The sequence below is a fragment of the Antarctobacter heliothermus genome, from assembly GCF_900188425.1.
Classification (GTDB): Bacteria; Pseudomonadota; Alphaproteobacteria; order Rhodobacterales; family Rhodobacteraceae; genus Antarctobacter; species Antarctobacter heliothermus.
The window spans coordinates 1-5,814 of sequence record NZ_FZON01000113.1 but is presented as its reverse complement, the minus strand read 5'-3'; the positions used below and the strand labels follow the sequence as shown (position 1 = coordinate 5,814).

Genomic DNA, 5,814 nt, shown 5'->3' with positions numbered 1-5,814 from the left:
AGACCAAGCTGGCCGAGGCGATCCGCTACGCGCTCGGCCGCATGCCCAAGGCGCGTCCATACCTCGATAACGGGCTTCTGGAACTGGACAACAACATCTGCGAGCGGTCAATCAGGCCCCTGACTCTCGGCAGGAAAAACTACCTGTTCATGGGTTCGGAAGGTGGCGGCAAGGCCGCGGCTGTCGCCTACACACTCATCGAAACCGCCCGCATGAACAGCGTTAATCCCGAAGCCTGGCTCACCTGGGTTCTCGAACGGATCGCCGATCACAAGATCAACCGCATCGGCGAACTCGCGCCATGGAACTGGACGCCGAAATAGGCGTCAAGCGCTGCGTGGCCGGACGCATACGATTCAAGCGAAGGATGCTTTGACGACATAGCTCGCTGGGACAGAAAGCCCGCCAAGACATATTTGTCGGGCGTTGCTGACCGAACGTCGGCTTGACAGGACAAAGTGAGCTTTCGCTGCGGCTGCGCCAAGGTCCACTTGTCGATGCGCAACACGCGCAGTTTCTGTGGCGACACGTTTTGAAGCAGGTCTAGGAACTGTGATCGTCGGCCAAGCCGGGTTACCCTTCGATGACAGGCTTCAAACTAGAACCAATATTCCCCCAAAACTTCGCTGTTCGTTGCTGCGTCAGGACGGATTGCGATCTATCCGGCGGGAATTTGGCCTCAAACAAGATCGCGTCCTGTCTTTATGATCGTATGCGAAGATGGATCGTTTCGTCCCTGGCTTTCCAGAACGGCAGTGTCAGCAAGACGTATCTTCTGAAGGTGGCGAAAGTATCCTGGCAAGAACTGCATCGGACAGCCTGCTGCGCAATCCTGGAAATGAGCACTGTGTTCCGCCCTCGTTCGTATGGCGCAATTTCAGGTTACAGCATCAGCTTTTGCATGAGTTCAATATCCCGAACTCACAACCTTTTGGGCCAGCGATGGCATGGATATATCGATTTTCTGTCCCAAGGCGGAAACAGCTGATTTCAAGTGGTCGGCAATATCAGGGATAGTATTGCGCAGCGCCGTCGAATCCAACAGCGCGAGAGTGATCGCCGCGACTGGCCTTAGCGGCACGCCGATTCCGACCGGGGCGGACAGCTCCAGGACCGAATTGATTTCGGGGTTGCGCGACTGGACATATCCATTTGTGTCGAAGCCTTTCAAGAGACCTCCGAGATCTTCCCACTCCCGCGGATTTAAGCCCAAGTTTTCGCTGTCAGACCTGTCAAACAACAAACAAGCCGCCGTTCCCGATCCGGCAAGTTCGGTCCGAAAACCAACTTGTAGCGACAATCCATAGTTGTTGGCAGCATCCGAATTGGCAATGACCAAAACCTGATTGTCATCAAGAACGCACAGGTGGTTTGAAAGGCCCGTTTCATCTGAAAGCTGCTTTAGATAGGGGCTGGCGATTTCCGCCAACCGGCCGTTGAAGGATCGAGGCGCGCCCAGAACCGACATCCTGTCGGTCAATGAATAACTGTCGCCGTCCAGGCGTTGGATATACCCGCGTTCTTCCAGAACAATCATCATCCGGAAAATTTCGCTCTTGGAGCGGTCGATACCCGAGGCGACCTCGGACAATGTAGGTCTGAAATCCGTGAGAGACAGGAACTCCAGAATATCCAGGCCCTTCTCGAGGGCCGGGGCTGAGTATTTCTGGAGCTTACCTTCAGTCTTTGTCACGTGACATTTCTAACCAAATTTGTCTTTGGTGAAAAGGCGAACGGTGGAGATGGCCGAGGATCCCCCGGCCATCTCAATACTCAGGTCACCGCAGTCCGTTACGCACCAGAATTGCCTCGGCGTTTTCGGGTGTGATCGCCTCGGTTCCCAGTACAACTTCGCGCGGGACTTCTTCGCCGGCAAGATATGCCAGCGCCTGACGCAGGCCTTCTGCACCTGGAGTCGGGTACAAGAAAGTCGCAGCCAATTCGCCATTGGCAACCCAAGTCACGCCCTCGCCTGGCAGGCCGTCGACACCGATAAAGATGATATCATCAGCGCGACCAGCATCCTTGGCAGCAAGGTATGCGCCGTAGGCCATCGGATCGTTGTGACCATAAACCATGTCGATGTCTTCGTAGTTGCGAAGCGCCGTCGACATGATGTCATAGGCCTGATCCTGCTTCCAATCGCCGGACTGCCGGTCAAGAAGGAAAGTAACGCCTTCTTCGCCTTCAAAGGCGGCATGGAATGGATCGGAACGCTCAAACGTCGCCTGAACACCAAGCCCGCCAAAGATTTCCACGATATTGCCTTGGGCCTTGCCTTTGCCGCCAAGCAGTTCAAGCGCATATGCGCCAGCGGCTTCTCCGATCAAGGTGTTGTTGCCCCCCACCCATTGAACGAATTTGTCCGTGTCAACATTGCGGTCAAGCACAAACACTGGGATGCCCGCTGCTGTTGCTTGTTCCACAACGCCCGTCAGGCCCGCGGATTCCTTGGGGGAAATCAGGATTGCATCGACTTCCTGACGAATGAAGTTCTCGACATCGGCCACTTGCTTTTCAGTGCGGTCGTTCGCATCCGAGATCAGCAGTTTTACGTTGTCGTGCATGTCAGCTTCGGCGCGCAGGTCTTTGTTGAACTGGACCCGCCATGGTTCAACTGTTGTAACCTGGCTAAAGCCAATCACATAGTCCTCTGCGAATGCGGCCGTCGCAGTGAGTGCCGTTGATGCCAGCAGACTAGCAGCCAGTACGGTCTTGCCAAAAGTTCTTCTTTCCACGAGGTTCCTCCCTGTCATGGATGCAGCAGGATTGCTGCGTTTGGTGATTGCTCCGGTCCTCGATGCCGTCCAAAGCGAAAGGACCGGAGCTTCTCATCGCTTGTTCATTTTGTATTTGAGCCAAGCAAATGTTCCGTCAAAGCGGCCTTCTTGCAAAAGAACCGCCGCCACAATGATGATACCCTTCAGGATGAGTTGGGTGTTGCTGTCGATATTGTTCAGTTGCAGAATATTGCTCAGGAACCCGAAGATCAGGACGCCCACAAGCGTGCCCAAGATCGCACCGCGTCCCCCCATCAGGCTGGTCCCGCCAATGACAACCGCAGCAATCGCATCAAGCTCCAGCCCGATCCCGGCATCCGGCTTGCCCTGCCGGAACTGTGCTACGTAAAGAACACCGGCCAGCGCCGACAGCGCGCCAGCGATGGCGTATGTCGTGATCTTGATCCGACCAACGTCAATACCGGCAAGACGCGCAGCTTCTTCGTTGCCGCCGATAGCCAGCAGGTAGCTGCCAAAGGTGGTGAACCGCGTCAGCATGAAAAAGACCAGCAGGACAATCAGGAAAATGACACCGGGCACCGGCAGGAAGCCCCAAAGCAACATGCGCAGAACTTCGAATGTCTCGGTCGCGTTGCTGCCAGTGTAGACGGGATGGACCGCTGTATCCTGTCCGGCAACAACCCGTGCCAGGCCAAGGGCGCCAACCATCATCGCAAGGGTCACGATGAAAGGTTGCAGCCGCCCGTACACGATGATTGCACCATTCATCGCCCCCATGATCGCGCCGACGCACGGAACCGCAACAAGGACTGCCAGAACGCCGAATTTGCTATCTATCTGCGACGCCAGCCAGATCATCAATACCATCGCGGCGGCGGTTGCCAGTGCGCCCGCCAGCCATTTGGATTGCGATTTTGGCGCCTCCGCCAGCTTTGTTTTCGCGCGGTTCTTAATGATGAAAATGACGAGTGCGAAGACACAAAAGCCCAGCACAAGCCCACTGGCGGGGACTGCAAATGTACTTGCGGCCGTCCATCCGCTTTGCGTCAGCAACATTGCACAAATCACAGTACCAAGCGCCATCAGTGACCCGACCGACAGATCAATGCCGGCGATGAAAATCACCATCGTCATGCCCACCGCGATGATACCGGTCACCGAAACCTGTCGCAGCACATCCGTCAGATTGCCAATCGACATGAAGATATTGTTACCCTTGGACGTCAATGGCGAGGTCAGCGCACCAAAGGCCAGCAAGACGATCAGACCCCAATACAATTTGGTCCGGGCCAACAGGCGCAACACGAACCCCGGTTGTGATGATCCGGACGTATGGTCTTTGCTCGTGGCGTCGGATGCGCTCATGATCTTCACCTGTTTCCTTGCAAGGGCTGGCGGCTAGAACCGCATGGCCAGTTCTTTTATGGTATCGACCGACATCTCGTCGTTGGTGAGTTCGCCGGTGATACGCCCTTCGCACAGAACGATCATGCGATCGCAAACGGCGAGGTATTCGGGAATTTCGGAGCTGACAAAAAGAACCGACAGGCCGCTATCGGCCAGCTTGCCGATAAGGGTGTAAATCTCTTCCTTGGCACCGATGTCGATTCCGCGGGTCGGCTCATCCAGCAACAGAACCTGTGGTTGCGTTGCCAGCCACTTGCCCAGCACAACCTTTTGCTGATTGCCCCCGCTCAAACGACCAACCACATGATCAGGACCGCGCGCGACGATCCGCAATTTTTCAATTGCATTCGCGGCTTCGGCAGTTTCCATGTGCGGCGACATGAGGCCGTATTTCGTTTTCAACGGCAACAGCGGCAATGCGACGTTGTCGCGAATGCTGCGTTCAAGCAGGAGCCCGTTGCCCTTCCTGTCCTCGGTGATCAACGCTAGCCCCGCCTTGACGCCCTCAGCGGGCGTGCTTGGCCAACGGGTGTTGCCGTTCAACTCCATATGGCCGGCATCGGGACGACCGCGCGCGCCAAAAAGGCTTTCCAGCAGTTCCGTGCGCCCTGCACCGAGCAAACCGCCGATGCCCAGTACCTCGCCTTTGCGCAGTTCGAACGACACATCGTCCAACACAGCGCGGCCGCCATGGTTCAGGGTCATGTTCTCGACTTTGAGGACCACCTGCGGACTAGGCTGTGTCTTGCGATCGACTTTGATGATCTCGACGGTCCGACCAACCATCATTTCGACCAGTTCGCCTGGATTTGTATCGGCGACCAGTTTTGAACCGATCAAATCGCCATCGCGCAATACGGTAACACGGTCAGAGATCTCAAAGACCTCATCCATGCGATGGGAGATATAGATCACCGCGACACCCTGAAACGCGAGGTCGCGAATGACCTCCATCAATATGTCGGATTCAGTTTGCGAGAGGGCCGATGTCGGTTCGTCCATGATCAATACGCGGGCGTCCATCAGCAACGCACGGGCAATTTCGACCAGTTGCTGCTCTCCGACCCGCAGGTCTTTGACTGGCTTGTCAACATCCAAGGCAAAGCCGAACCGCGATAGCACCGATTCTGCTTGTTCACGAAGGCTCTTGCGGTTGATAAAAATGTTTTTCCGTACCGGCTCGTGCCCAAGCATGACGTTCTCGGCGACGGTCATTTCCGGCACCAGACTCAATTCCTGATGCATGATAACGATGCCATTTGCCTCTGCCTCGCGCGGAGAGGCGAGTGTGAGAGGATGGCCGTCAATTTTCATCGTGCCGGTCGTCGGGTCTTGGGTATCCGTCCGCTGTCGCCGCTCTGACGAGCGGAACCCTCGGCTGATAGTGTCCACCATCGATAGTGGACATCTTGAGGCACTCCATGGCGGGCAAAAAGGGTCAGAAGAAGCGGTTCTGGGCTGACGAAGAGAAGCGGTTGATCTGTGCGCAGGCTTTGGCACCGGGCGTGTCTGTCGCGCAGGTTGCACGTCGCTATTCAATGAACGCCAACCTGATTTTCAAATGGTTGAAGGACCCTCGCTTTTCCCCTGCCACGGGTGAAACGCCTGATGTGCAGAAAGGCGGCAGTGTTTTTCTGCCGGTGCAGATCTCCGGCGCCACCATCGA

Annotated in this window: 6 protein-coding genes; 2 read left to right on the top strand and 4 right to left on the bottom strand. The window is 56.0% G+C overall.

The genetic code is table 11. The features are described 5' to 3' along the window. On the top strand, positions 1 to 323 hold a 323-nt coding region (locus CHB90_RS25380), incomplete at its 5' end, for a transposase domain-containing protein (protein WP_141135912.1). 584 nt (positions 324 to 907) lie between these two features. Here CHB90_RS25380 and CHB90_RS25375 read toward each other — a convergent pair. The 4 genes from CHB90_RS25375 to CHB90_RS25360 form a co-directional block, all read right to left on the bottom strand. Then, positions 908 to 1,693 carry an IclR family transcriptional regulator gene (locus CHB90_RS25375; protein ID WP_089280481.1) on the bottom strand — a complete coding sequence of 262 codons (786 nt, stop codon included), beginning with the start codon at positions 1,691 to 1,693 and terminating at the stop codon, positions 908 to 910. Positions 1,694 to 1,778: 85 nt separating this feature from the next. Further along, positions 1,779 to 2,738 (bottom strand): substrate-binding domain-containing protein, encoded by a 960-nt coding sequence (locus CHB90_RS25370; protein ID WP_212591667.1) that lies wholly within the window; start codon positions 2,736 to 2,738, stop codon positions 1,779 to 1,781. Positions 2,739 to 2,831: 93 nt separating this feature from the next. Continuing rightward, positions 2,832 to 3,998: an ABC transporter permease gene (locus CHB90_RS25365; protein WP_245823387.1), complete on the bottom strand. Its 1,167-nt coding sequence runs from the start codon at positions 3,996 to 3,998 to the stop codon at positions 2,832 to 2,834. A 141-nt stretch (positions 3,999 to 4,139) separates the two neighbouring features. Then, complete coding sequence (locus CHB90_RS25360) at positions 4,140 to 5,543, bottom strand: sugar ABC transporter ATP-binding protein (RefSeq protein WP_089280479.1); 1,404 nt, start codon at positions 5,541 to 5,543, stop codon at positions 4,140 to 4,142. An 80-nt stretch (positions 5,544 to 5,623) separates the two neighbouring features. On the opposite strand from CHB90_RS25360, the gene CHB90_RS27255 reads away from it, so the two are divergent. After that, positions 5,624 to 5,814 (top strand): transposase (locus CHB90_RS27255; protein WP_245823386.1); only part of this gene is annotated, 191 nt, incomplete at its 3' end.

Coding starts and splice junctions, on each gene's coding strand:
- CHB90_RS25360 (WP_089280479.1), bottom strand. CDS start 5,543: ATGGTGGACACTATCAGCCGAGGGTTCCGCTCGTCAGAGCGGCGACAG.